Annotated in this window: 26 protein-coding genes; 10 read left to right on the top strand and 16 right to left on the bottom strand. The window is 68.2% G+C overall.

The window, feature by feature from the left end:
• Positions 1–100: 100 nt before the first annotated feature.
• Entirely contained in the window at positions 101–1,078 is a 978-nt protein-coding gene (locus VI123_RS01745; protein ID WP_336336355.1) for a replication factor C small subunit, read from the bottom strand.
• A 78-nt stretch (positions 1,079–1,156) separates the two neighbouring features.
• Between VI123_RS01745 and samp2 the strand changes: the two genes are divergently transcribed.
• The 3 genes from samp2 to VI123_RS01730 all read left to right on the top strand — a co-directional run bounded on the left by samp2 (position 1,157) and on the right by VI123_RS01730 (position 2,393).
• Positions 1,157–1,357 carry a ubiquitin-like small modifier protein SAMP2 gene (gene samp2 / locus VI123_RS01740; protein WP_336336354.1) on the top strand — a complete coding sequence of 67 codons (201 nt, stop codon included), beginning with the start codon at positions 1,157–1,159 and terminating at the stop codon, positions 1,355–1,357.
• A gap of 2 nt (positions 1,358–1,359) precedes the next feature.
• Positions 1,360–1,746 carry a GNAT family N-acetyltransferase gene (locus VI123_RS01735; RefSeq protein ID WP_336336353.1) on the top strand — a complete coding sequence of 129 codons (387 nt, stop codon included), beginning with the start codon at positions 1,360–1,362 and terminating at the stop codon, positions 1,744–1,746.
• A gap of 71 nt (positions 1,747–1,817) precedes the next feature.
• Positions 1,818–2,393, top strand: a complete 576-nt coding sequence (locus VI123_RS01730) for an RDD family protein (RefSeq protein WP_336336352.1) — start codon at positions 1,818–1,820, stop codon at positions 2,391–2,393.
• 2 nt (positions 2,394–2,395) lie between these two features.
• On the opposite strand, the gene VI123_RS01725 is transcribed toward VI123_RS01730, so the two are convergent.
• The 4 genes from VI123_RS01725 to larB all read right to left on the bottom strand — a co-directional run bounded on the left by VI123_RS01725 (position 2,396) and on the right by larB (position 5,250).
• Positions 2,396–3,793, bottom strand: a complete 1,398-nt coding sequence (locus tag VI123_RS01725; RefSeq protein ID WP_336336351.1) for a phosphoglucomutase/phosphomannomutase family protein — start codon at positions 3,791–3,793, stop codon at positions 2,396–2,398.
• Between the two features lie 128 nt (positions 3,794–3,921).
• Positions 3,922–4,206, bottom strand: a complete 285-nt coding sequence (locus VI123_RS01720) for a GIY-YIG nuclease family protein (RefSeq protein WP_336336350.1) — start codon at positions 4,204–4,206, stop codon at positions 3,922–3,924.
• A gap of 27 nt (positions 4,207–4,233) precedes the next feature.
• Positions 4,234–4,383, bottom strand: coding sequence for a DUF7563 family protein (locus VI123_RS19370; protein ID WP_420182198.1), 150 nt, complete (start codon positions 4,381–4,383; stop codon positions 4,234–4,236).
• 102 nt (positions 4,384–4,485) lie between these two features.
• The gene (gene larB, locus VI123_RS01715; protein ID WP_336336349.1) at positions 4,486–5,250 is read right to left on the bottom strand and encodes a nickel pincer cofactor biosynthesis protein LarB; all 765 of its coding nucleotides are present in this window, start codon (positions 5,248–5,250) and stop codon (positions 4,486–4,488) included.
• Between the two features lie 280 nt (positions 5,251–5,530).
• Here larB and VI123_RS01710 point away from each other — a divergent pair, with 280 nt between their 5' ends.
• Positions 5,531–5,698, top strand: coding sequence for a hypothetical protein (locus tag VI123_RS01710; RefSeq protein ID WP_004517708.1), 168 nt, complete (start codon positions 5,531–5,533; stop codon positions 5,696–5,698).
• A gap of 51 nt (positions 5,699–5,749) precedes the next feature.
• On the opposite strand, the gene rpiA is transcribed toward VI123_RS01710, so the two are convergent.
• A complete protein-coding gene (rpiA, locus tag VI123_RS01705) occupies positions 5,750–6,430 on the bottom strand; it encodes a ribose-5-phosphate isomerase RpiA (protein WP_336336348.1) in 681 nt (226 codons plus the stop codon).
• A gap of 58 nt (positions 6,431–6,488) precedes the next feature.
• Between rpiA and VI123_RS01700 the strand changes: the two genes are divergently transcribed.
• Both VI123_RS01700 and glmM read left to right on the top strand, forming a co-directional pair.
• Positions 6,489–6,665: a hypothetical protein gene (locus tag VI123_RS01700; protein WP_407066970.1), complete on the top strand. Its 177-nt coding sequence runs from the start codon at positions 6,489–6,491 to the stop codon at positions 6,663–6,665.
• A gap of 81 nt (positions 6,666–6,746) precedes the next feature.
• Positions 6,747–8,063 (top strand): phosphoglucosamine mutase, encoded by a 1,317-nt coding sequence (glmM, locus tag VI123_RS01695; RefSeq protein WP_336336346.1) that lies wholly within the window; start codon positions 6,747–6,749, stop codon positions 8,061–8,063.
• Positions 8,064–8,146: 83 nt separating this feature from the next.
• Here the strand turns inward: glmM and VI123_RS19365 are convergent, their stop codons facing one another.
• The 8 genes from VI123_RS19365 to VI123_RS01660 all read right to left on the bottom strand — a co-directional run bounded on the left by VI123_RS19365 (position 8,147) and on the right by VI123_RS01660 (position 15,774).
• Positions 8,147–8,305, bottom strand: coding sequence for a DUF7563 family protein (locus VI123_RS19365; protein WP_044952319.1), 159 nt, complete (start codon positions 8,303–8,305; stop codon positions 8,147–8,149).
• A 192-nt stretch (positions 8,306–8,497) separates the two neighbouring features.
• Positions 8,498–9,082 (bottom strand): DUF7090 family protein, encoded by a 585-nt coding sequence (locus VI123_RS01690; RefSeq protein ID WP_336336345.1) that lies wholly within the window; start codon positions 9,080–9,082, stop codon positions 8,498–8,500.
• A 46-nt stretch (positions 9,083–9,128) separates the two neighbouring features.
• On the bottom strand, positions 9,129–9,566 hold the full coding sequence (locus VI123_RS01685) for a DUF2391 domain-containing protein (RefSeq protein ID WP_336336344.1): 438 nt from the start codon (positions 9,564–9,566) through the stop codon (positions 9,129–9,131).
• A gap of 246 nt (positions 9,567–9,812) precedes the next feature.
• Positions 9,813–10,490: a uracil phosphoribosyltransferase gene (gene upp, locus VI123_RS01680; protein WP_336336343.1), complete on the bottom strand. Its 678-nt coding sequence runs from the start codon at positions 10,488–10,490 to the stop codon at positions 9,813–9,815.
• 93 nt (positions 10,491–10,583) lie between these two features.
• Positions 10,584–13,295: a TRAP transporter permease gene (locus VI123_RS01675; RefSeq protein WP_336336342.1), complete on the bottom strand. Its 2,712-nt coding sequence runs from the start codon at positions 13,293–13,295 to the stop codon at positions 10,584–10,586.
• The gene (locus tag VI123_RS01670) at positions 13,292–13,780 is read right to left on the bottom strand and encodes a DUF1850 domain-containing protein (protein ID WP_336336341.1); all 489 of its coding nucleotides are present in this window, start codon (positions 13,778–13,780) and stop codon (positions 13,292–13,294) included. The genes VI123_RS01675 and VI123_RS01670 overlap by 4 nt, the downstream gene beginning before the upstream one ends.
• Positions 13,781–13,837: 57 nt before the next feature.
• Positions 13,838–14,884, bottom strand: a complete 1,047-nt coding sequence (locus VI123_RS01665; protein WP_336336340.1) for a TAXI family TRAP transporter solute-binding subunit — start codon at positions 14,882–14,884, stop codon at positions 13,838–13,840.
• A 197-nt stretch (positions 14,885–15,081) separates the two neighbouring features.
• A complete protein-coding gene (locus tag VI123_RS01660) occupies positions 15,082–15,774 on the bottom strand; it encodes a type 1 glutamine amidotransferase domain-containing protein (protein WP_336336339.1) in 693 nt (230 codons plus the stop codon).
• A gap of 219 nt (positions 15,775–15,993) precedes the next feature.
• Here VI123_RS01660 and VI123_RS01655 point away from each other — a divergent pair, with 219 nt between their 5' ends.
• Entirely contained in the window at positions 15,994–16,692 is a 699-nt protein-coding gene (locus VI123_RS01655; protein WP_336336338.1) for a DUF5828 family protein, read from the top strand.
• Between the two features lie 172 nt (positions 16,693–16,864).
• On the opposite strand, the gene VI123_RS01650 is transcribed toward VI123_RS01655, so the two are convergent.
• Complete coding sequence (locus tag VI123_RS01650; protein ID WP_336336337.1) at positions 16,865–17,146, bottom strand: hypothetical protein; 282 nt, start codon at positions 17,144–17,146, stop codon at positions 16,865–16,867.
• Positions 17,147–17,255: 109 nt separating this feature from the next.
• Between VI123_RS01650 and VI123_RS01645 the strand changes: the two genes are divergently transcribed.
• Positions 17,256–18,455: an inorganic phosphate transporter gene (locus tag VI123_RS01645; protein ID WP_336336336.1), complete on the top strand. Its 1,200-nt coding sequence runs from the start codon at positions 17,256–17,258 to the stop codon at positions 18,453–18,455.
• Between the two features lie 2 nt (positions 18,456–18,457).
• Here VI123_RS01645 and VI123_RS01640 read toward each other — a convergent pair whose 3' ends face one another.
• On the bottom strand, positions 18,458–18,673 hold the full coding sequence (locus VI123_RS01640) for a hypothetical protein (RefSeq protein ID WP_336336335.1): 216 nt from the start codon (positions 18,671–18,673) through the stop codon (positions 18,458–18,460).
• A gap of 175 nt (positions 18,674–18,848) precedes the next feature.
• Between VI123_RS01640 and VI123_RS01635 the strand changes: the two genes are divergently transcribed.
• Both VI123_RS01635 and VI123_RS01630 read left to right on the top strand, forming a co-directional pair.
• Positions 18,849–19,532, top strand: a complete 684-nt coding sequence (locus tag VI123_RS01635) for a hypothetical protein (protein ID WP_336336334.1) — start codon at positions 18,849–18,851, stop codon at positions 19,530–19,532.
• Positions 19,529–19,753 carry a hypothetical protein gene (locus VI123_RS01630; RefSeq protein ID WP_336336333.1) on the top strand — a complete coding sequence of 75 codons (225 nt, stop codon included), beginning with the start codon at positions 19,529–19,531 and terminating at the stop codon, positions 19,751–19,753. The genes VI123_RS01635 and VI123_RS01630 overlap by 4 nt, the downstream gene beginning before the upstream one ends.
• Positions 19,754–19,788: the final 35 nt, after the last annotated feature.

The following is a 19,788-nucleotide window of genomic DNA, read 5'->3' as shown; positions in this document are numbered from 1 at the left end:
TTGGCCCACGTTCGCCTAAAACTGTTCCGAAGGTTCGAGCACCGAACCCCGTATGTCACTGCCGACGGGTGGCAAACGCCGGGTGCCACCGGAGCCGTCCTTACTCGCCCTGGGCGAGCGAGGCCAGCATCGCTTCCAGCTGGACCCGCTCGTTCGCGCCGCGAGTGATGCGGTAGTCGGTCTCGCCGATGCGTTCCAGCACGCGGACGGCCGCCTCGTCGCTGACGTCGAACTCCCAGATGGAGCGGTGGAGCTGGTCGATGATGTCGCCGCCGGCGATGCCCTCCTCGGTCAGCAGGCGGTCGAGGGTCGCCCGCGAGGCGGTGAAGTCGCCGTCCAGCGCCGACTGGACCATCTCCCGTATCTCCTCGGGCCGGGCCGTCGAGGTGATGGCGTACACCGCCGCCTCGTCGACCGTGTCGCCGCTGATGGAGGCGGCCTGAAGGCCGTTGATGGCCTTTCGCATGTCGCCGTCGGCGGCGTAGACGAGCGCGTCAAGCCCGTCCTCGGTCAGTTCGATGTCCTCCTCGGCGGCGATGTGGCGTATCTCCGCGGCGACGGCGTCGTCGGCCAGCGGCGAGAAGCGAAAGACCGCACACCGGGACTGGATGGGGTCGATAATCTGGCTGGAGTAGTTACACGAGAGGATGAAGCGGACGTTGTTCGAGAACTGCTCCATCGTCCGGCGCAGCGCGGACTGGGCGTCGCTCGTGAGGGCGTCGGCCTCGTCCAGGAAGATGATGCGGTACTCGACGCCGCCGAAACTGGTCCGCGCGAAGTTCTTGATGCGGTCCCGGACCACGTCGATGCCGCGCTCGTCGGAGGCGTTCAGTTCGAGGAAGTGCTCGCGCCAGTCCTCGCCGTACAGTTCGCGGGCGATGGCCGTGGCGCAGGTCGTCTTTCCCGTCCCCGCCGGCCCGGAGAAGAGCATGTGACTCAGGTCGTTGCGAGCGACGTAGCTCTGGAGGCGACCGACGATGTTCTCGTGGCCCATCACGTCGTCGAGTGTCTGGGGGCGGTACTTCTCTATCCACACTTCCTCGCGTCCCGCCCGCGACTCGGACTCGGCCTCGCTCATGGGCAAATCGAGGCGCGGCCCGGTCTTAAACCCCGCGAGAGTCGACAGTCTCAGGTGCGTCGGCGGCCAACGCCGGGCATGCGCGTCACTGTCGACATCGCCGGGGAAGACACCCACGAACTGGAGGTGGGCGAGGACGCGACCTACGCCGACCTGCTCGCACCCGTCGACCTGAGCCCCCACGAGGTGTCGGTCCTCGTCGACGGCGAGCACGTCCCGACCGACCAGCCTGTGACGGCCGACCGCGTCCGCGTCGTGCGACTCATCAAGGGCGGGTAGCGATGCGCGTCCGCGAGGCCACCGAGGGCGACCTGCCGGCCGCGATGAACGTCCTCGACGGCGCGGCCCTCGAAATCGACGTGACGACGGTCCGCGCGGGAATCGCCGGCGACGGCACGCTCGTCGCGGTCTCGGGCGACGGTGCGGGGACCGAGAACGACCGCGTCCTCGGCGCACTCGTTCTCGACGGCGACCGGGTCGCGGCCGTGGCGGTCCGTCGCCGCCGCCGCGGACAGGGCATCGGGACGGCGCTCATCGAGGCCGCGCTCGACCGCCGGGACCGGCTCACCGCCGACTTCGACGCGGACGTGCGGCCGTTCTACGAGCGACTGGAGTTCGACGTGACACCGCTGGCGGAACCCGACCGCTTCCGGGGCGAACGCGCGTAGCGGCTCCGGTCGCGCGGCGGGCGTCGCCGTCGTAACATTTTTCATACAGTTTCGAGAACGATTTTAAAACGATGTCAGCAACTGTCCCCGAGAACGCCGCCGAGGCCACGGGCGACCGGGTCGTGGCCTACCTCATCGACTTCACCCTCCTGAGCGCCGTCGCGTTCGCCCTGTGGCTCGTCACGTTCGTACTCAACACGGTCCTCTCGGTGGGCGCGATGGCCGCCGCCACCCCCGAGAGCCCGGGCGCGATGGGCGGCGGGTCGATGCTGGCCGTGGGACTCGTGGGTATCCTCATCAACTTCGCTCTGTGGCTCGCCATCGGCGCGGTGCTCGTCTACTACTTCGGGTACTACGCGACGGACAACGAGACGGTCGGGAAGCGGTCCCGGAACGTCGCGGTCGTCGACGAGACGGGGGCGCAACCGAGCCAGCGTGCCCGGCTGGTCCGAACGGCGGTGTTGCTCGCGCCGTTCCCGGTTATGCTCCTGCTTGGCGGCGTCCTCGGCGGCTTCGGGTTCCTCTTCGCGCTCGTTCTCATGGGCGGGTGGCTCCTCGTCGAAGCAGCCGTCATGTTCGCGAGCGACGACGCCCAGCGGCTCGGCGACCGCGTGGCCGGCACGTACGTCGTCAGCACGGACGGCTGAACTCAGACGAGCGGCTCGACCAGGTCCCGGCCCGCCGATAGCAGTTCGTCGACGCGCTCGTCGCTGCCGGCCTCGGCGTAGACGCGGAGTTTCGGCTCCGTCCCCGAGGGCCGGACGAGCACCCAGGTCCCGTCTTCGAGGCGAATCTTGAAGCCGTCGACGGTGTTGACGCCGTCGACCGCCACGCCGGCGAGGGAATCGGGGAGGGCGACTTCGAGGTCTTCGAGGACGGCCGCTTTCCGGTCGTCGGGGCAGTCGACGCTGATGCGGTCCTGATGGATTTCGCCGTGTTCGGCGAGCAGGCGGTCGACGCGGGCGTCGAGCGGTTCCTCGCGCTCGGCGGCGGCCGCGGCCAGCGCCATGATGACGCCGTCCTTGTTCCGGAGGTGGTCCGGCAGGCCGAAGCCGCCGGACTCCTCGCCGCCGAACAGCGCGTCGTGGTCGGCCATCGCCTCGGCGACCCACTTGAAGCCGACGGCGACCTCGTGGACGGCCTGCCCGTGGGCCTCGGCGACGCGGTCGACGATGCTCGACGTGGAGACCGTCCGGACCACGTCGCCCGTCCCGTCTTCGAGCAGGAAGTCGTACATCGCGGCGAAGAACAGATTGGGGTCGAGGTAGCCCCGCGCCGGCGTGACGACGCCAATGCGGTCGGCGTCGCCGTCGTTGATAATCCCTAGTGCGGCGTCGCCGTCGCAGACGTGCTCGACGAGCCCCTCAGCGTTTTCCGCCGACGGCTCCGGCGACCCGCCGCCGAACTCGGGGTCCTGCTCGCAGTTGAGTCGCGTCACGTCGGCCCCGGCGGCGGTCAGGAGGGCGTCGGTGACGCCGCGGCCGCTCCCGTACAGCGCGTCGTAAGCGACGGGCAGGCCGTCGAGGTCGGCGTCGACGTAGTCCAGCGCGTGCTCTTCGTACGGAGCGACGAGGTCCGCTTCCGTTCGCTCGCCCCACTCGTCCTCAGGCAGCGGGTCGAGCACGGCGAGGTTCTCCTCGAAGGCGGCCGTCCAGTCCGGCAGCGCCGGCGACCCGTCGCCGGGGATGAACTTCACGCCGTTGTACTCCGGCGGGTTGTGGCTGGCCGTAATCTGGAGCGCGCCGGCGAGGTCGCGGTCCTTGACCGTCCAGGCGACGACTGGCGTCGGTGTGTCCCGCTCGGGCAGGAGGACGTCGAAGCCGTTCGCACGCAGGACGTGCGCGAGTTCGTCGGCGAACCCGGGGGAGGTCTCGCGGGCGTCGTACCCGATGGCGACGGTCCCGCTCGCCCCGCGCTCGGCGAGCGTCGTGGCGACGGCCTGGCCCACCATCCGGACCCGCGGTTTCGTGAACACGTCCAGCGTCGCCCGCCAGCCGTCCGTCCCGAAGGCGATTGCACCTGCGTCGGCATCCGCGTCGTTGTCCATGGCCCGCGGTTCTCGGCCCCTCGACAAAAAATCACGCCCATCGGCGAGCTGTCACGTCGCGGTCCTCGGGGTGGATTCGGACCCCCAAGGCGGCGGCCGACGGCCCGTGGAACCGACGTGGCGGCCGCTCAGACGTCGAAGGCCGTCTCGGCGTCGCTGGACTCGACGAGTCGTTCCTTCGCCGCTCTGGTGTACTGTTTTATCTCGTACTCACGGCTCATCGCCGCCGACTGTGAGTCGAACGACTCGACGTGGACGAGATCCACCGGCGTCCGACCGCGCGTGTACTTCGCGCCGTCGCCGGCGTCGTGTTCGCGGACACGGCGCTCCACGTCGGTCGTGTAGCCGGTGTAAAAGGTGTTGTCGCTACAACGGAGGACGTACACGTGGTAAGGGCTCCGCGCGGTAGTCATCGCACGATGCTGGTGGCCCAGCAGGCCTCACACTTGTTGAGCGCGCTCTCTCGATACCTCGGCGATGCCAGCGTTCGCCGAGCAGTTCGGACACGCCCGGATATGTCCGCGTTCGTCAGCGAACACTCGGGCGAACTGGTCTGAGACGTGCGCGCCGCAATGATCACATTCAGGCATCGTGTTCGTCGGCGACACCACCGCCGACGTATACGCGTACGCGCGTGGTTCTCATAGCTCTTTACCCAAATACTTGGGTATGCCCGCGGCCGCCGGGGGTGCCTACGTCCGCGCATCGTCGAGCTGTCTGGCGATGAGGCCGGCCTGGGTGCCGGCGGTGAACCCGGCGTCGATGTTCACCACGGAGAGGGCGGTACAGGACTGGAGCAGGCCCGAGAGGGCGGCCTCGCCCGCGCCGCCGTGGCCGTAACCGGTCGAGACCGGCAGGCCGATGACCGGCACGTCCACGAGGCCGGCGACGACCGTCGGGAGCGCGCCCTCGCGGCCGGCAGCGACGATGAGCACGTCCTGGTCCCGGAAGGCGTCGACCGCGTCAATCGTCCGGGCGAGGCTCGCCACGCCGACGTCGTCGATGCGGGTCACGGTGGCCCCCATCTCCTCGGCGATGAGGGCGGCCTCGCCGGCCGGCACGGCGTCTGAAGTCCCGGCAGTGACGATGCCCACCGTCGCGTCCAGCGACGGGCGCTCGAAGGCGGGCGTCGTCGCCACCAGCCAGTTCGAGCGGTCGTCCCACCGGACCGTCGCGTCGGGGGCAGTCTCGGTCAGTCGCTCTCGGACCGCGGTCGCGTCGGCCGCGTCGAGCCGCGTCACGATGGCCCGCTCCGTCGTCTCGATGGCCGTCGCCGCCAGGTCCGCTATCTCTGCCGGCGTCTTCCCGTCCGCCAGCACGGCCTCGGGGACGCCGGCGCGGTCCTCCCGAGCGGCGTCGAACCGACCGGCCCCGCTGGTCGCGTAGCCCGCAAGCGCCGCCTCGGCCTCCGCCGGGGAGAGGTCGCCCGCCGCAACCGAATCGAGTATGTCGCGCATGGGACCCACTGAGGGACCCGGCCACTCCTATCCGTCGGTCCGGAGTCGCCGGTCCGCGGTCGGCCCCGTTCGAGCGCGCGTGAGCGACGCTCGACCGGATTTACGCGACACTGGCCGCCCGTTGCGTCGGGAACGGCCCCTTTTGACGGGGCCGGGAGGACACAATCATGGATTTATAAGGGGTTACGTGCCGCACAGGCCCTCAAACTGCCGGGAATAGCGGCGAGAGCGAACTAATTGGAGAAAGTATATAAGCAACCCCCGTCGATACCCCGTCTGTATGGCAGACCTAATCGTCAAAGCCGCTGTTAAGGAAGAGCTCAACGACATGAACGTAGCGTCCGACTTCTACGACGCGCTCGACGAGGAAGTCGAAGAGCTGCTTCAGGACGCAGCCCGCCGCGCCGACGAGAACGACCGGAAGACGGTCCAGCCGCGCGACCTGTAAGGTCACTCCGAGCAGCGTTTTTTTGGACGCGAACCGACCAGCGACAGCTGTCTACGGCGTTCGAACGGCGACGCCGTCGGGACTGCCGACGTGAATCTCGTCAGCCATATCGACGAACAGCCCGTGCTCGACGACGCCGGGCACTCCAGCGAGGTCGCCGGCGAGCCCGGCGGGGCCCTCGATAGCACCGAAGTCACAGTCGAGCACGAGGTTCCCGTTGTCGGTGACGACCGGGCCGTCCTTGCGCTCCGCACGGCGGAGCTGGGGGTCGCCGCCCAGGTCCTCGACCGCCGCGGCGACCGTCGAGCGGGCCATCGGGAGGACTTCCACGGGGACGGGGTGTGCGAGCACCTCGGCTTCCTTCGTCGGGTCGGCGACGACGAGAAAGCGGTCGGCGCTCGCGTCGACGACCTTCTCTCGGGCGTGGGCCGCGCCGCCGCCCTTTATGAGGTCGCCGCCGGCCACCTCGTCGGCCCCGTCGATGGCGAGGTCGACCGAGACGTCGTCGAGATCCGCGAGCGGAATCCCGCAGTCGCGGGCCAGTTCGCGCGACTGGAAGGAAGTTGGGACGCCGACCACGTCGAGTCCGGCGTCGACCGCCCGGCCGATGGCGCGGATGGCGTGGGCCGCCGTCGACCCGGTCCCGAGGCCGACCACCATGCCGTCCTCGACCGCCTCTGCCGCCGATTCCCCCGCTGCCCGCTTGGCCGCGTCAGAGCCGCCCTGTTTCATGTGCGGTGGGTCGACAGACGCGGACAAAACGTTTGTTCTCCCGACCGCAAACACCCGTATGACCGACTGCACGTACTGTGGCTGTCCGGTCGAGGCCCACGACCCCGTGTTCGTCAGCGAATCGCCCGGAGGAAAGCCGACGGGGCAGTTCTGTAACTACGGCTGTCTGGCGGCCCACATCGACGCGGCCGACCTGACCACCGGCACGGCCTGCGAGTGGTCGCCGGACCGGTAGCGGAACGCGCCGCCACCGGCGGCCAGCGATGTCCGGCGGATGCCGGTTGGGTTTTAGGGGGATGCCGACGCAGGGACGGTAATGACACAGTTCGGAACGAGCGGCATTCGCGGCCCCGTCGGCGAGACGGTGACGGCCGAGTTGGCGCTGTCGGTGGGACGGGCGCTCGGAATCGACTGCGAGCGAGTGGTCGTGGGGCGGGACCCGCGGGCGAGCGGCGAGTACCTGCAGGCGGCGCTGGTGGCCGGCCTCCGGGAGAGCGGCGTCGACGTGGTCGACCTCGGCACCGCGGCGACGCCCACCATCGGCCGGGCGGTGGCCTGGCAGGACGCCGACGCGGGCGTCGCGGTGACAGCTAGCCACAACCCGCCGGAGGACAACGGTATCAAGCTCTGGCAGCCCAGCGGACAGGCCTTCGACGCGGACCTGCGGGCGACCATCGAAGGGCGACTGGCCGACGGGGCGTTCGAGCCGGCGGCGTGGGACGAGAGCGGCGGCCAGGAATCCTGGGACGCCGGCCAGCGCCACGTCGATGCGCTGGTCGCGGAACTCGGGGACGCAGACCTCGACAGTCACGTCGTCGTCGACCTCGGCAACGGCGCGGGCCGGGTCAGCGTCGACGCCCTCTCGGAACTGGGCTGTGCCGTCGAGACGCTGAACGGCCAACCCGACGGCGCGTTCCCCGGGCGGCCCTCGGAGCCGAAGGCGGAGAACTGCGAGTCGCTGGCGACGCTGGTGGCCGAGTCCGACGCGGACCTCGGGATCGCACACGACGGGGACGCGGACCGGATGCGCGCGGTGGCGGCCGACGGGACCTTCCTCTCGGGCGACGTGTTGCTGGCCGTGTTCGCCCGCGCCGTGGCGTCGCCGGGCGAGCGCGTCGCCGTCCCAGTCGACACGAGCCTCGCCGTCGCGGACCACCTCAACGACATCGACGTGGGCGTCGAGTACACGCCGGTCGGGGACGTGTACGTCGCCGAGGCCGCCAGCGCCGAGGGCGTCGCCTTCGGCGGGGAGCCAAGCGGCGCGTGGATATGGCCCGAGCGGACGCTGTGTCCGGACGGCCCGCTGGCGGCCTGTACCGCCGTGGCACTGGACAGCGAGCGGCCGCTCGGCGAGCGTGCCGCCGACGTGCCGGACTACCCCATCCGCCGGGACAGCGTCGAGACCGACGAGAAGGCGGCGGTGATGGACCGCGTCCGGGAGTCGGTGACCGACGCCTACGACGACGTGACGACGCTGGACGGCGTCCGCGTCGACCTCGGCGACGCGTGGTTCCTCCTCCGGGCCAGCGGCACCCAGCCGCTCGTTCGGATTACCGCCGAGGCCCGTACCTCGGACCGTGCCGACGCGGTGCTCGACGAGGCACGGGCGCTCCTGGCCGACGCGCGACGCTAGACCGCGGAAAACAGCGGTTACGAGCGGAGAAGAGAGCGGCCCCCGCAACCGCCAGGTCACAGGGCGGCAGTTCCAGACCGGTTCTATCCGCGACGCGTGGACCGGGCCTCACGGACGTCCGCCCCGTCACGAATCTTGTCTTCGCACTGGGGACAGACCCTGGGCTTTTCGACCCCGTTCGGCGTGAACACACGCGCGTAGTCAGCCGTTACAAAATTACCACAGTTCTGGCATTCCGGCATACAACCCTGTATGTGGGTTATACCCTCTTAATTGTTGTTGGTCTGGTAAGAGTTCACATACGCGGGCGTTGGCGTCGCTGCCGGGGGAAAACACCGGTTGGTTCGAGCGCGTCGAACCGTTCTGAGGGGTCGAATTGAAATATCGGTGTCACGAACCGCACGAAGGAGCGGCGGTTCCGGGAGCGCGGCCGGTCACTCCCCGAAGGAACTCGTGATGGTGCCGTCCTCGGACAGCTCGATGACCCCGTCGAAGAGGTCCCGGAACGTCGCGACCGTCGCCTCGTCGTGGACCTCGTCGGCGAGGTGGAACATCCCGACGGCGTCGTACTCATCGAGCAGGTCGAGGATGTCCTCGACGGCCGAGAGCGCGCCCTCCTCGTCGGCGTAGTAGATGAGTTCCGTCAGCGAGTCGAAGGTCACCCGGAGCTTGCCGTCGTGGTCCCGCAGGAAGCTCTCGGTCTCGGCGACGATGCCGGACAGGTCGTCCGGCGCGGAGACGTAGCGGACGCCCTCGGAGCGACGGCGGGTGTAGCCGCGCTCGACCGACAGCGTATCGAGGATGGTCGCTTTCGACTCGTCGACCTCGTAGTACTCCAGTTTCTGCTTGACCTCCCGGGCGGTGGTCCGGGTGGAGATGACGAGCATCGAGTCCGTGTCGGTCGAGAGAAAGTCCGTGTCCAGTCGGTCCGTCTCGCCGGTGCTCGGATGCAGGAGCAGTACCCCCGTGCCACCCGGGACGGTCTCCGGCGCGTTGTCGATAGCCAGCGTATACTCCATATGCACATCAACGAGAGTGGAACCCAATTAAGTGTGCGGGTCCCGGTCAGAACACGCTGTCCGCCGTCGCGGCCCCGACGACGCTGAAGATGGCACCGACGGTGATGGCTTTCAGCGTCGTCAGGAACACCGCCATCGGCGTCGGCGACGGGAGAATCCCGCCGTCGACGAGGAACGTGTCCGGGGCGGTCAACGCCACCGCGAGGATGGCGACCGAGCCGAACGCGACACCCATCAGCGAGACGAACCGTATCGGGATGCCGACGACTTCCGCCTCGGTGTCGACGTCACGGTCGGCGTCGGCCTTGTACAGCGCTCCGTAGCCGATAGCGAACACGATACCGACGACGAGTACCGCGTGATACCAGGACATGTTCTCGGCCAGCACCCAGACCTCCTCGGTCACGACGAACGGTCCCGCGAGCAGGAACCCCCCGACGAGCTGCTGGGCGGTGTCCGCGATTCGGTATCGGCGTCGGGCCATACCGGGTTGGTGTCCCGTCGGTACGAAAGCCTCCCGGTCCGTGACTGGTCGCCGGGACCCCACGTCGGCGCGGGCCGGCCTACGGCCGCTCCAATCGTTTCACCTGCACAGAAATTGCGTCGCTGTCTGTCGGTTTCCAGTTGAAGCGATGGGGTACAGCGGTCGGAGTGAACTCGAAAAACGCGACATCATCGGCTGATTCGGTCGGGAGATAAAAGGGTTTCGCCTCTCAGGCGACCGCGCAGGTCACGTCGTCCGGAAGGCCCGGTCGCCGGCGTCGCCCAGACCCGGGACGATGAACCCGTCCTCGTCGAGTTCGTCGTCGATAGCGACGCTGATGATGTCGGCGTCCGGCTCGGCTTCCGAGACGCGGACGATGCCCTCGGGCGCGGAGACGGCGGCGAGGACGAGCAGGTTCTCGGGCTCTGTCTTCTCCGAGGCGATGTACTCGAGCACGGTCGTCATCGTCGACCCGGTCGCGAGCATCGGGTCCGCGATGATGACGGTGTCCTCCTCGGTTATCTCCGGCAGTTTGACGTACTCGACGGAAATCGGGAACTCGCCGTCGTCGTTCATTCCGGCCTCCTCGTCGCGGCTGGCGGAGATGACGCCCTGTCTGGCGCGGGGGAAGGCCTTGAGCAGTCCCTCGACGAACGGCGTCGCCGCACGGAGGACGTTGACGATGACCACGTCGTCGAGGCCCTTGACGCGCTCGCCCATCGTGGTGGTCAGGGGCGTCTGTATCTCCGTGTACTCGGTCTCCATCCGCCCGTCGATGATTTCGTAGCCACAGATACGGCCGAGCCGGACCAGCCCCTTGCGGAAGGCGACCTGTTCGGTCTCGACGTTTCGTATCCGCGTCAGTTCGTCTCGCGCCAGCGCGTGCGTGACGACGGAGGCGTCGCCGCGCTGTTCGATTGGCATATCGTGCCCGTTGACCGCCGATAGGTTAAACGGTTCTCACTCACACCGTCGGCTGTAACTGTTTCGAGAGGTTTCGGGACGGACCGCCGAGAGTCAGGCCGGCTCGGGCGTGCCAGCCTGCGTCGCGGGGTCACCGCCGCGCTGGCGGTTCTTGGCCATGAGGAAGAGGAACAGGACGAGACCGACGCCGCGAAGCACGACGTCGAGCAGCACCGTCATCTCGCCGCCGCTGATGCCGACCAGCCCGAGCACGTCGTAGGTGCCCGACACCGCGAGGCCGGGAGCCATCAGGAGGAGCGAACTGAACGAGAACGCCACCCGTTCGCCCCGCGAGACCGGGGCGTACGCGAACCCGATGACCGTCGCCGCGAGCGCGATGACACCCAGGAAGACGCCGATGACGGGTATCAGTATCTCCGGGACGGCGTAGCCGACGTCGAGCAGGTCGGCGACTTCGACGACCCGGTACTTGTCACCGACGTCGAGGTCGGCGGCGTTGGGGTTGCGCCGCAGCAGGATGATGCCCGGCGTGACGATGAACGCGAACGGGACGATGGCCTTGTTCAGCGACAGCGAGAACGCCTCGATGCCGGTCTCGAAGGCGTCCGACTTGGCGACGCCGGAGGCGGCGTAGGCGGCGACCGCGACCGGCGGCGTGATGTCGGCGATGACGCCGAAATAGAGGATGAACAGGTGTGCCGCCAGCAGCGGGACGCCGAACTCGGTCAGCGCCGGCGCGAGCAGCGAGACGAGGATGATGTAGGTCACCGTCGTCGGCATCCCCATCCCGAGGATTATCGAGGAGACGGCGGTGACGAGCAACAGCAGGACCAGCGACCCGCCGGCGACGGCCGTGATGAGCGATACGAGGTTCGGCCCGAGGCCGGAGACGCTGATGACGCCCGGAATGATGCCGGCGGCGGCGACAGCGATGACGACCGGGACCGCGGTTCTGGCCCCGTTCTCCATCGACTTCCCGAGGAAGACGCCGAGCTTGTACAGCCCGTTCGAGGCCAGTTCCGGGCGGCCGACGGCGTCGGCGGTCGTCTCGGCGGTGTCGTCGACGGCTCCGTCGAAGGACAGCAGCGGCGCGTCGAGCCGCGGCCGGGTGGCGAGCGTGAGGACGCCCGCGAGTATCACTATCGTCCCGAGTTCGCCGACGGTGGCCGAGAACGCGGCCATGAGCGACTGGCTCCCGGTTCCGTCGCCGGCCAGCGCGCCGAGGACGCCGGCACCGAACAGGAACTGCGAGAGGAACGACGCGCCGAACAGCACGCCGAGAATCGCCCCGAGCCGGGTGCGCGTCTCGTCGCCGTAGGCCGCGACGAGCGTGATGAGCGCCCCGATGGCGATGAGCGTGAACCACGCCGAGCGGGAGACCGACAGCCGCTCGACGATGAGATAGTACAGCAGGAGGAAAATCGGCGCGAGGTAGAACCACCCGCTGCGGAAGTGGCTGCGGATGTCGACCAACTCCGAGGGGTCGAGGCCGCCGATGTTCTCCTTGACCGCCTCGAAGTGGACCATCACCCAGATGCCGAAGAAGAAGACGATGGCGGGGATGGTGGCGACGACGATGACGTCGGCGAACGGCGTCGCCGTGTACTGGACGATGAGGAAGGCGGCGGCCCCCATCACCGGCGGGAGAATCTGACCGCCCGAGGAGGCCGACGACTCGACGCCGCCGGAGAACTCCGGCGAGTACCCCGACCGCTTCATCAGCGGGATGGTGAACGCCCCGGTCGTGACCGTGTTGGCGATGGACGAGCCGGAGATGGTCCCCATGAAGCCGCTGGCGAGGATAGAGGCCTTCGCCGGGCCGCCCTTCCGGGTGCCCGTCACGCCGTAGGCGAGGTCGATGAACCACTGCCCAGCGCCGGACATCTCAAGGAACGCGCCGAAGAGGATGAAGATGTAGATGAACTGCACGGAGACGGTGACCGGAATCCCGAACACCCCGTTTTCCGTGTTGTACCAGAGGTTCTGGATGATGGAGGGCCAGGACAGTTCCGGGATGGAGAGCACGCCGACGTAGGCGGCGTCCTGCGGGATGAGGACGCCGAAGCGGGCGTAGACCACGAAGGCCGCGACGATGACCATCAGCCAGAGGCTGATGGCCCGGCGGGTCGCTTCGAGGACGAGCAGGACGCCGAGCACGCCCAGCACGAACGCGTAGGAGGTGTCGGCGAGGGGCCCGAGCAGCCCCGCGGCCGGCTCGAGGAAGGTGAACACTTCCTGAATCGGCCGGCCGCGTTCGAGTCCCAGGGCACGCATCCGCTGTATCTCCTGGAAGTCGGTGATGAAGTACGCGGCCGACAGCACCGCCAGGGCGCTGAAGGCGAGGTCGGACGGCGTCACGCGGTCCATCTCAGAGTCGAGGAACGCCCACGAGAGGGCGGCCCCGACGGCGTGGACGGCGCGGGACGCCGGATGGTCCGCGCCGAGCTTCTCGTCGACCAGCGACCCGAGCGCGATACAGCGACGGGACAGCGGTCCGTCGCCGGTGGTCCCCGGATACAGCAGGAACGTCAGGATGAGGCCGAAGGAGACGTGGACGGCGTTAATCTGGAGCAGTTGCAGCGACGCGAACACGACGTCGCCCACGCCCGGGAGCGAAATCGAGAGGACGAACCCCTTCGCCGCGAGCCACATCTGGAACACCGAAAACGAGATGCCGATGAGCGCGACGGCCACGACGGCCCAGCCTGTGAGCGACCGCTTTCGCTCTATCTCCTGGAGCACTTGGTCGACTTCCTCGTCCGATACGGCCTCTCCGCCGTCGTCAGGTGGTGTGTCGTCAGTCATGTGTTGAGCTGGTCTGTCATCGCACCGAACGCCGAGCGCCGGGTCACGTGGATGTCGACCGAGCGCCCGTCGGTGCGGGCTACCAAGTCGTAGGTGTCGGCTCCGACGTGAAGTTTGTGTCCCGCGACATCACCGGGAGAGACTGTCACTTGCGTGTAGTTCCCCGGCGGGTCGAAGACGTACACACCGTCCTCCCGAGTGACGTTCGCGCCGCTTGGCAGGCCCCAGCCGAACGACTCGAACTCCATGCGGGTCATCTCCAGGTGGTCGCCACGGACCGTGTACTCGTCGTAGACGCGGGTCTTCTCGACGCTGTGGGTGTACTCTAAGGCGACGGTCGTCCCGTTCTCGACCGGGACCGTCAGGTAGCGGTCGCCGGTCTCGGCGTCCTCGACGACCAGCGCGCGGCCGCCGGGCAGCGCCGCTACGGTCCCGACGAGGAGGAGCGCGACGAGCACTGCGACGGCGGCGTATCGTCGTCTCATTCCGGTTTTGGGTGATAGAAAACGGTTAGCGGGCAATACGGGTGGCGGCAGGCGGCGTTACGCGTCGAAGTAGGCCGCCGCGCCGGGGTGGAGTTCGATGGACATCCCGTCCTGTGCGGAGTCCGCGCTGATGAAGTCCGTCTTGATGGACAGGTCGTCGACGTTGTCGAAGATAGCGCCGGTGACTGTCTCGACCGTCTGTTCGGGCTGTTCGGCGTTCGTCGCAATCATCGCCTGAACGGCGACGGTCTCCGTGGCGCTGTCGACGCCCGTGTACGTACCCGACGGGATAGTGTCGTCGGCGAACCACGAGGCGGCGTCCTTGACGGCCTCGCGGTTGTCGCCCTCGATGGGGACGATGACGAGGTCGTTGGTGTTGGCGAGGTCCTCGATAGCGCCGACCGGCCAGCCGCCGACGACGAACGCGGCGTCGATGTCGCCGTTCCGGAGCTGGTCGGCGGCCTGAGAGAACGAGGCGTTCTGCTCGGTGAAGTCGGTGATGCCGACCGCCTCGAGTATCTGGTTCGCGTTGACCTGGGTACCGCTGCCGAGGTCGCCGGTGTTTATCGTCGCACCGGAGAGGTCCGAGAGCTGGGTGATATCGGTGTCACCGAGCGTGACGACGGTGATGGTCTCGGGGTACAGCGTGGCGACGCCGCGCAGGTTCTCGATGGCGTTGTCCTGGAAGGCGTCGATGCCGGTCCCGTTCTTCGCGAAGTACGCGATGTCGTTCTGGATGAGCGCGAAGTCGGCGTCGCCGCTGGCGAGGCTGCCGACGTTCTCGACGCTCGCACCGGTCGACTGAACGTTCAGCGTGAAGTCCGTGTTGTCCTCGACGATGGTCTTGAACTCGTTCGAGAGCGGGAAGTAGGTCCCGCCGGTGCCGCCGGCGTGCCACGAGAGGCGAGTGTCTACCTCGGCTTCCGTCTCGGTCATGCCACCGTCGCCACCGTCGCCACCGTCGCCTTCCGTCTCGGTCATGCCGCCGTCGCCACCGTCGCCACCGTCGCCACCGTCGCCGCCACCGCCACAGCCGGCGAGAGCCGCAACACCTGCGACGCCCGCTGTCTTGAGGAACCGCCTACGCGTGGAGTTGTTAGTCATACGTATGTCTACATTGCACGGGGTATTCAAGAATGTTAGCTAGTATACAGTCGCTATTTGACTATATTGTTCGATAGCGTGTGACAGAGTGATTCACCGGACGGGGCCCGAACGTGAAAAGGCGGCGAGGTGAGAAATAATACTTTTCGACACATTCACTGCAATCTATACTTCCAACGTATCGTCACGACGGCCCTCTAGGCGGGCGTCTCGATGCCGAGTTCGTCCAGCAGCGTCCGGGCGGCCTCGGCCGAGGAGGACGGGCCGCGGGCCGTGATAAGGTCGCCGTCGACGGTGACGCTGGTGTCGGCGTCGAGCTCGGCGTCCCAGTCCGCGCCGGCGGCTTTCACCTCGTCTTCGACCCAGTACGGGAGCTTCCGGCCGTCGGGGAGCAGGTCGTTCTCGTCGACGATGCCCTCCTCCCAGGCGTTCGGGAAGCCGGTGACCGAGCGGCCGTCGACGAGGAACGCGCCGTCGCTGTCGCGGGTGAAGGCCAGAATCCCGACGGTGTGACAGACGACGAGGGCCGTGCCGTCGTCGCCGGCGACGGTCTCACGCAGCAGTGCACGGGCGTGTGTGTCCTGCGTGACGTCCCACTCCGCGCCGTGACCGCCGGGGAACACGACGGTGTCGTAGTCGTCGGCGTCGGCCTGGGCCAGCGCAATTGGGTCGTTCAGCCGCTCGTCGGTCTCGTGGACCTCCCGGACGTGTGCCGCCAGTTCCTCGCCAACGTCCTCGGGGTCGACGGAGCGCTCGTCGAGCACCGGCGGCTCGCCGGTCGGCGTCGCCACCGTGATATCCAGGCCGGCGTCGGTGAGCGTCGTCAGCGGTTCGATACACTCTTCGCCCCAGTAGCCGTGCTCGCTTACCACGAACAGTGCGGATGACATCGACCGTTCGTTCGCGCGCAATCCTTATAAGCGGTCGTTCGGTGGTGGGCGAAGCGAGCCGCGAGCGGTCCGCGTGCCACCGGAGCGGGGCCCACCGTCGCGTCCGGAACGTATCACCACGGCGGAAACGTTTAACCCCACTGAGCAGCAATCCGGAGTGTACAGATGGACAGCCCACCGAAGCAGGCCACGCGGCTGTCGTAGACCGACTATTATACCATGGCAGACATCGAAGAGAGCGTTTCGGGATTCAAGACGAAGGGCGGCTGGGTCGACATCGTCGAACACGGCGAGCGCATCACGCAGGCGCTGAAAGACATCGCATCGGGCGAGCCCGTCGACGAGGACGCCCTCGGCGAGTTCGACGAGTGGCGGCCCAAGAGCCACGAGCGACTCGACGAGGACGTAAACGAGAAGACCGCCGACCAGGCGAGCGTCGCCGAGGGCAAGGGGGAACAGGCTGGCAAGGGGCCCGACGAGGACCTCCAGACCGCCGGCGAGAAGCTCAGCGAGTCCTACGAGAACCTCGACGAGCCCGACGAGGCGATGGAGCGCTGGAGCGAGTCGGTCGACTACGTGGCCCGCGCGGCCGACTCGGCCAGCCGGAAGGCCCTGCGGAAGGTCGAGGACACCGTCTACCGCAACGTGATGACCCAGATAGCGCCGTACTACTTCGACAACGACCTCATCAGCGCGAACCTCCGGCGCGTCGGCGACGAAGAGCGCCCCGAGTACGTCTTCGAGGTCAACGTCAACGACGACGACCTGAAGATGCGCGTCTCGAACAAGCTCGCCGACTTCGAGCAGACCGTCGACCGCTGGCACGTCGACACCGAGAAGGTCACCGAGGCCGTCGAGGCCGCGGAGGGCGTGGACGCGACGGAGCCGGGGGAGGAGACCGATGCGAAGACGAACTAAGCTCGCCGGAGTGCGAGCGGCGTCGTCTTCCAGCATCGTCGACGCGAAAACGAACTAAGCTCGCCGGAGTGCGAGCGGCGTCGTCTTCCAGCATCGTCGACGCGAAGACGAACTGAGGCGGCCGCCGTGTCGCCGGCAGCGGTTCTGCGTCCGAGAGCGAAGACGAACGGTGTTAGATAACGTCGTCGGGGTCGTGCTGTTCGGCCATCCGCGTCGCTTCGGCGGCGTACTGCGCCCGGAGGCCCTCGTCGTCGACGGACCCGAGGTTGTCGGGGTCGGCGTCGACGGCGGCGGTCGTGTCCCGCACGTCGGAAAACGAGGTCAGGGCGCGCTCCTTGCGGAAGTACCGTTCGCCGTCGGGCGTCGCGTACGTGAGGATGATGAGGTTCTGCTCGTCGTCGGAGTAGGTCCGTTCGACCAGCCAGACACGGACAGTCTCTTCAGTGGCGGACATACGGGACCGAACCACGCGCTAGCACCTGAAGGTTCGCCCGCCGTGCGTCGGCCCAGGACGGGCGTGCGAACGGTAGGCTCATTGCAGGGCGGGGCAAACGCCGTGACAGATGGTCGCGACGAGTACGATTGCGACGCTTGTTGTCGCGTCAGCCGCGAGTCTGTTCATGGCCTGGGCCATCGGTGCCGGCTCGTCCGGGTCCACGCCGTTCGCGCCGGCCGTCGGCGCGAACGCGATTTCGGTGATGCGGGCCGGGTTCTTCGTCGGGCTCCTCGGACTGGCCGGCGCAGTGCTCCAGGGGGCCAACGTCACGCAGGCCGTCGGCAGCGAACTCGTCGTGTTCCCGAGCGGCGGCGGTCTCTCGGCTATCGCCGCCATCGTCGCGTTGCTGACGGCGGCGGCGCTGGTCGCCGTCGGCATCTTCACCGGCTACCCCATCGCGACGGCGTTTACCGTCACCGGCGCGGTCGTCGGCGTCGGGCTGGCGATGGGCGGCCAGCCGGCGACGGCCAAGTACATCGAAATCGTCTCGCTGTGGGTCCTGACCCCCTTCGTCGGCGGGGGTATCGCCTTCGGAACGGCGTGGTCGCTCCGGCACGAGGCCACCACCGAGGAGCGGCTCGTGCCGCTGCTGGCCGGACTCGTCGGGATGATTCTGGCGAACATCGAGTTCGTCCTCCTCGCGCCGGGCAGCGAACAGGCGTCGGTGGCCCGGGCCGTCGTGCGGGCGGCCGGAACGCCGGGACTCCCGTCGATGGTCGCCGTCACGCTACTGGTCGGCGCTGTCGCGGCGGGCCTGCTGTATCTGGACATCAGGTCGGACGCGGCCGCCGGACAGCGCCACTTCCTGCTGGTGATGGGTGGTCTCGTGGCCTTCTCCGCCGGCGGGAGCCAGGTCGGCCTGGCGCTCGGGCCGCTGGTGCCCCTGCTCGGCGAGGGGCCGACGGCCGCCATTCCCATCACCGGGGTCCTGCTGTTCGGCGGCCTCGGCCTCCTCGTCGGCTCGTGGACGGGCGCGCCGCGGATGATAAAGGCGCTGGCACAGGACTACTCCTCGCTGGGCCCGCGGCGGTCCATCGGCGCGTTGATTCCGAGCTTCATCATCGCGCAGGCGGCCGTCTTCTTCGGCATTCCGGTGTCGTTCAACGAGATTATCGTCTCCGCCATCGTCGGCTCCGGGGCGGCCGCCGGCGGCGGCGAGGTCAGTCGGGAGAAGATGGGCAAGACGGTGCTGGCCTGGGTCGGGTCGCTCGCGCTGGCCTTCGGGCTGAGCTACGGGCTCTTCTGGGCCATCGACGCGGCGCTGTGACCCTACCGGCCCCAGACGTAGCGGCTCACGGCCGCGTTGACCCGCGAGGACAGTCGCCCCATCCAGGCCTCGGGCGAGACGCGCTCGATGGCCCGCCGGTCGACTTCGATGCGGTCGTCGCCGAAGGGGTCGTGAGGCCGGTCGCCCGCGTTCTCGTCGACGGCGTCGACGACGACGCTCATCGAACAGCGGCCGCAGGCCTCGGTGTCTTTCGACATGATTGTCAGTGATTAATTGATAGCCCAGCATCAAAAACCTGCCGAGGCGGTCGTGTACGGCCCGTGAACGACCTCGCCTGACCGACGGGCTTAAGCGTCCGACACGGCATCGCCATGGTATGAGCTACCGCGGCAGGGGACCGGTACGAACTGAGCGCTCGCCCGATTCGACACGATGAGCGAGGACTCCGAGTCCCGGTCGGGCGAGGACCCGACCGACTACGGTGCGGACGGCTGGGAGGACCCGGTCACCGGTGCGGTCCCGAAGTCGGAACTGCCCGAGGAAATCGTCGAGGAGGTCCCACACTGGACGGACGACCCGTACTTCGACCGGGTGAGCGACCGCCTGATGTACAACTACACGCTGGAGCGGGACCACCGGCTCCGGGGCGAGCGCTGGGACCTCTACGGCGAGATGCGGGTGCTGAACCAGAAGCAGTTCTTCCACCCGGCGCTGTCCTACGGCGACCACGAGTCCGAGGAGTACCTCTACGCCCGGCGGGTCGACCGGCCGACGGTCGGCGAACTGGAGCGGCTGGTCGAACTGGGCCACGACCTGGCCGACGAGCGCGTGACCGGCAACGAGGAGCACTACCGCACCGACTTCACGTTCGTCCTGGTCGCCGACGAACTGCCAGAGGAAGTCCGGTCGTTCGTCGAGGACCAGCGCGAGCGCACGCTGTTGAAGTTCGGCTACTACGGCCACTACGAGGTGAATCTGGGCGTCGTTGTTCCCGACGAGCAGGTGGCCGTCGCCGGCGAGGCCGCCGACGTGGTCGAGGCGTTCGTCCTCTGGGAGGACGTGACCCAGCCCGAGGAAGGGGTGTTGTCGCGGCTCGCAAAGCGGTTCTGGAAATGACGACCCAGCGCGGCTTCGTCGTCTCGAAGTGGGCCGAGCGCGGGTCGGCGACGCTGCTCGGGACCGAAACGACGCGGACGACGGCGACAGCGACGGTCGACGGCACGGAGCGGCCGCTCGCCCGCGTTCGGGTCCGTGCCGGAGAGGACGCGGTGACGGCGATAGCGACGACCGCGGCCGACACCACGCCGCCGTTCGACGCGGTGACGCGGGACGCGTAGCTGGCGGCGCGAAACGCGGAGAAAGAGTCGCGGTG

Source organism: Haloarcula sp. DT43, assembly GCF_037078405.1.
Lineage (GTDB): Archaea > Halobacteriota > Halobacteria > Halobacteriales > Haloarculaceae > Haloarcula > Haloarcula brevis.
Note: the sequence above shows the minus strand (reverse complement) of the source record. Positions and strands in the feature narration are given on the sequence as shown.

What these genes read in the sequence shown, in the direction of transcription:
- VI123_RS01745 (WP_336336355.1), bottom strand. Translation starts at nt 1,078, where the DNA reads ATGAGCGAGGCCGAGTCCGAGTCGCGGGCGGGACGCGAGGAAGTGTGG.
- samp2 (WP_336336354.1), top strand. Translation starts at nt 1,157, where the DNA reads ATGCGCGTCACTGTCGACATCGCCGGGGAAGACACCCACGAACTGGAG.
- VI123_RS01735 (WP_336336353.1), top strand. Translation starts at nt 1,360, where the DNA reads ATGCGCGTCCGCGAGGCCACCGAGGGCGACCTGCCGGCCGCGATGAAC.
- VI123_RS01730 (WP_336336352.1), top strand. Translation starts at nt 1,818, where the DNA reads ATGTCAGCAACTGTCCCCGAGAACGCCGCCGAGGCCACGGGCGACCGG.
- VI123_RS01725 (WP_336336351.1), bottom strand. Translation starts at nt 3,793, where the DNA reads ATGGACAACGACGCGGATGCCGACGCAGGTGCAATCGCCTTCGGGACG.
- VI123_RS01720 (WP_336336350.1), bottom strand. Translation starts at nt 4,206, where the DNA reads ATGACTACCGCGCGGAGCCCTTACCACGTGTACGTCCTCCGTTGTAGC.
- VI123_RS19370 (WP_420182198.1), bottom strand. Translation starts at nt 4,383, where the DNA reads ATGCCTGAATGTGATCATTGCGGCGCGCACGTCTCAGACCAGTTCGCC.
- larB (WP_336336349.1), bottom strand. Translation starts at nt 5,250, where the DNA reads ATGCGCGACATACTCGATTCGGTTGCGGCGGGCGACCTCTCCCCGGCG.
- VI123_RS01710 (WP_004517708.1), top strand. Translation starts at nt 5,531, where the DNA reads ATGGCAGACCTAATCGTCAAAGCCGCTGTTAAGGAAGAGCTCAACGAC.
- rpiA (WP_336336348.1), bottom strand. Translation starts at nt 6,430, where the DNA reads ATGAAACAGGGCGGCTCTGACGCGGCCAAGCGGGCAGCGGGGGAATCG.
- VI123_RS01700 (WP_407066970.1), top strand. Translation starts at nt 6,489, where the DNA reads ATGACCGACTGCACGTACTGTGGCTGTCCGGTCGAGGCCCACGACCCC.
- glmM (WP_336336346.1), top strand. Translation starts at nt 6,747, where the DNA reads ATGACACAGTTCGGAACGAGCGGCATTCGCGGCCCCGTCGGCGAGACG.
- VI123_RS19365 (WP_044952319.1), bottom strand. Translation starts at nt 8,305, where the DNA reads ATGCCGGAATGCCAGAACTGTGGTAATTTTGTAACGGCTGACTACGCG.
- VI123_RS01690 (WP_336336345.1), bottom strand. Translation starts at nt 9,082, where the DNA reads ATGGAGTATACGCTGGCTATCGACAACGCGCCGGAGACCGTCCCGGGT.
- VI123_RS01685 (WP_336336344.1), bottom strand. Translation starts at nt 9,566, where the DNA reads ATGGCCCGACGCCGATACCGAATCGCGGACACCGCCCAGCAGCTCGTC.
- upp (WP_336336343.1), bottom strand. Translation starts at nt 10,490, where the DNA reads ATGCCAATCGAACAGCGCGGCGACGCCTCCGTCGTCACGCACGCGCTG.
- VI123_RS01675 (WP_336336342.1), bottom strand. Translation starts at nt 13,295, where the DNA reads ATGACTGACGACACACCACCTGACGACGGCGGAGAGGCCGTATCGGAC.
- VI123_RS01670 (WP_336336341.1), bottom strand. Translation starts at nt 13,780, where the DNA reads ATGAGACGACGATACGCCGCCGTCGCAGTGCTCGTCGCGCTCCTCCTC.
- VI123_RS01665 (WP_336336340.1), bottom strand. Translation starts at nt 14,884, where the DNA reads ATGACTAACAACTCCACGCGTAGGCGGTTCCTCAAGACAGCGGGCGTC.
- VI123_RS01660 (WP_336336339.1), bottom strand. Translation starts at nt 15,774, where the DNA reads ATGTCATCCGCACTGTTCGTGGTAAGCGAGCACGGCTACTGGGGCGAA.
- VI123_RS01655 (WP_336336338.1), top strand. Translation starts at nt 15,994, where the DNA reads ATGGCAGACATCGAAGAGAGCGTTTCGGGATTCAAGACGAAGGGCGGC.
- VI123_RS01650 (WP_336336337.1), bottom strand. Translation starts at nt 17,146, where the DNA reads ATGTCCGCCACTGAAGAGACTGTCCGTGTCTGGCTGGTCGAACGGACC.
- VI123_RS01645 (WP_336336336.1), top strand. Translation starts at nt 17,256, where the DNA reads ATGGTCGCGACGAGTACGATTGCGACGCTTGTTGTCGCGTCAGCCGCG.
- VI123_RS01640 (WP_336336335.1), bottom strand. Translation starts at nt 18,673, where the DNA reads ATGTCGAAAGACACCGAGGCCTGCGGCCGCTGTTCGATGAGCGTCGTC.
- VI123_RS01635 (WP_336336334.1), top strand. Translation starts at nt 18,849, where the DNA reads ATGAGCGAGGACTCCGAGTCCCGGTCGGGCGAGGACCCGACCGACTAC.
- VI123_RS01630 (WP_336336333.1), top strand. Translation starts at nt 19,529, where the DNA reads ATGACGACCCAGCGCGGCTTCGTCGTCTCGAAGTGGGCCGAGCGCGGG.